At 58.9% G+C, this 2,498-nt stretch carries 2 tRNA genes and 2 rRNA genes (1 of these 4 cut by a window edge); all 4 read left to right on the top strand.

Features of this window, described 5'->3' with window-relative positions:
• Window positions 1–1,403 (top strand): 16S ribosomal RNA (locus ACVWZJ_RS14050); the annotation flags it as partial.
• Window positions 1,404–1,526: 123 nt separating this feature from the next.
• A tRNA-Ile gene (locus ACVWZJ_RS14045) sits at window positions 1,527–1,600 on the top strand.
• Between the two features lie 89 nt (window positions 1,601–1,689).
• Window positions 1,690–1,765: transfer RNA gene (locus ACVWZJ_RS14040), tRNA-Ala, on the top strand.
• A gap of 233 nt (window positions 1,766–1,998) precedes the next feature.
• Window positions 1,999–2,498: ribosomal RNA gene (locus ACVWZJ_RS14035) — 23S ribosomal RNA — on the top strand (it continues 2,309 nt past the right edge of the window).

Genomic DNA, 2,498 nt, shown 5'->3' with positions numbered 1-2,498 from the left:
CACCTTCGGGTGTTAGTGGCGGACGGGTGAGTAACACGTAGGAATCTACCCTCAGGCGGGGGATAACAGCTGGAAACGGCTGCTAATACCCCATACAGGCGGAAGCTGAAAGGAGCAATCCACCTGAGGATGAGCCTGCGTCGGATTAGCTAGTTGGTGGGGTAATGGCCTACCAAGGCGACGATCCGTAGCGGGTCTGAGAGGATGGCCCGCCACACTGGGACTGAGACACGGCCCAGACTCCTACGGGAGGCAGCAGTGGGGAATTTTCCGCAATGGGCGCAAGCCTGACGGAGCAATACCGCGTGAGGGAGGAAGGCCCTTGGGTTGTAAACCTCTTTTCTGGGGGACGAAAGCTGACGGTACCCCAGGAATAAGCCTCGGCTAACTCCGTGCCAGCAGCCGCGGTAAGACGGAGGAGGCAAGCGTTATCCGGAATTATTGGGCGTAAAGGGTACGTAGGCGGCTGGTCAAGTCTGGGGTCAAAGGCCACAGCTCAACTGTGGGAAGGCCCTGGAAACTGACCGGCTAGAGTGAGGTAGGGGTTGCGGGAATTCCCGGTGTAGCGGTGAAATGCGTAGAGATCGGGAAGAACACCTGAGGCGGAAGCGCGCAACTGGGCCTCAACTGACGCTGAGGTACGAAAGCTAGGGGAGCGAATGGGATTAGATACCCCAGTAGTCCTAGCCGTAAACGATGGACACTAGACGTTGGCCGTATCGACCCGGTCAGTGTCGGAGCTAACGCGTTAAGTGTCCCGCCTGGGGAGTACGCACGCAAGTGTGAAACTCAAAGGAATTGACGGGGGCCCGCACAAGCGGTGGAGCATGTGGTTTAATTCGATGCAACGCGAAGAACCTTACCAGGGCTTGACATGCCGCGAACCCTGCGGAAACGTGGGGGTGCCTTCGGGAGCGCGGACACAGGTGGTGCATGGCTGTCGTCAGCTCGTGTCGTGAGATGTTGGGTTAAGTCCCGCAACGAGCGCAACCCTTGTTCCTAGTTGCCAGCATTGAGTTGGGCACTCTAGGGAGACTGCCGGTGACAAACCGGAGGAAGGTGAGGATGACGTCAAGTCAGCATGCCCCTTACGCTCTGGGCTACACACGTGCTACAATGGCGCGGACAAAGGGTCGCGAGCGCGCGAGCGTGAGCCAATCCCAAAAACCGCGTCTCAGTTCAGATCGCAGGCTGCAACTCGCCTGCGTGAAGGCGGAATCGCTAGTAATCGCAGATCAGCATGCTGCGGTGAATACGTTCCCGGGCCTTGTACACACCGCCCGTCACACCATGGGAGCTGGCCATGCCCGAAGTCGGAGCACCCGCCGAAGGCAGGGCTGGTGACTGGGGTGAAGTCGTAACAAGGTAGCCGTACCGGAAGGTGCGGCTGGATCACCTCCTTTTAGGGAGACCTACCTTGGGGCATCTGAGGGGAGTTAGACCACCCTCAGGCCAGCAAAGGTTATCCCAGGTCGGTCGGGGTTGAAGAGATGGTTGACTGGGGTTCTGGAGGGGAACCGAGGGGAGGGCTATTAGCTCAGGTGGTTAGAGCGCACCCCTGATAAGGGTGAGGTCCCTGGTTCGAGTCCAGGATGGCCCACTGTTTGTCCTGGAGAAGGGAGAGCTAGCAAGCTAGAAGCGAGCTGGCCAAGCTGAGGGCAAAGCCAGAGGGTGGGTGCAGTCTGGATTGGGGGTATAGCTCAGCTGGTAGAGCGCTGCCTTTGCACGGCAGAAGTCAGCGGTTCGAGTCCGCTTACCTCCACCACTTTGGTGAGGAGCGGGGAAGGGGTTCTCCAGTTGGATAGGTTGACGACCGGGCTAGGGGTTTGGGTCCGAGCACAAGCCTCCAGCCGGGTTGAGCCGGCCAGCACTTTGAAAACTGCATAGCAAGAGAGCAGCATGCTTCTGGGTTGAGCCCTCCGAGCCTTGGCTTGGGGGAAGCAGCAGCAACCTGGGGGCATGAGGCAGGTAGAACACCAATGTTACGTGAGGTGAAAAGGTCAAGTCAGTTAAGGGCGCACGGTGGATACCTAGGCACGCAGAGGCGAGGAAGGGCGTGTTACCGACGAAACGCTGCGGGGAGCTGGACAAAAGCGGTGATCCGCAGGTTCCCGAATGGGGCAACCCGGCAAGGCGCAAGCCTTGTCACCTTTGGCTGAATCCATAGGCCAAAGGGGCGAACGCGGCGAACTGAAACATCTTAGTAGCCGCAGGAAAAGAAAACAAAAGTGATTTCCTCAGTAGCGGCGAGCGAACGGGAAAGAGCCTAAACCGCTCAGCTACGGCTGGGCGGGGTTGTGGGACGGCCAAACGGCAGCCGGCGGGCTAGGGGAAGCAGCTGGAATGCTGCACCAGAGAAGGTGAAAGTCCTGTAGCCGAAAGCTCAAAGGCGCCGGCCGGATCCCGAGTATCACGGGGCAGGGGAAATCCCGTGTGAATCGGCGAGAACCATCTCGTAAGGCTAAATACTCCTGCGTGACCGATAGTGAACCAGTACC

The organism is Thermostichus sp. OS-CIW-29 (genome assembly GCF_054058195.1).
The sequence above is the reverse complement of the archived record's forward strand: the minus strand, read 5'-3'. Positions and strand labels throughout refer to the sequence as shown.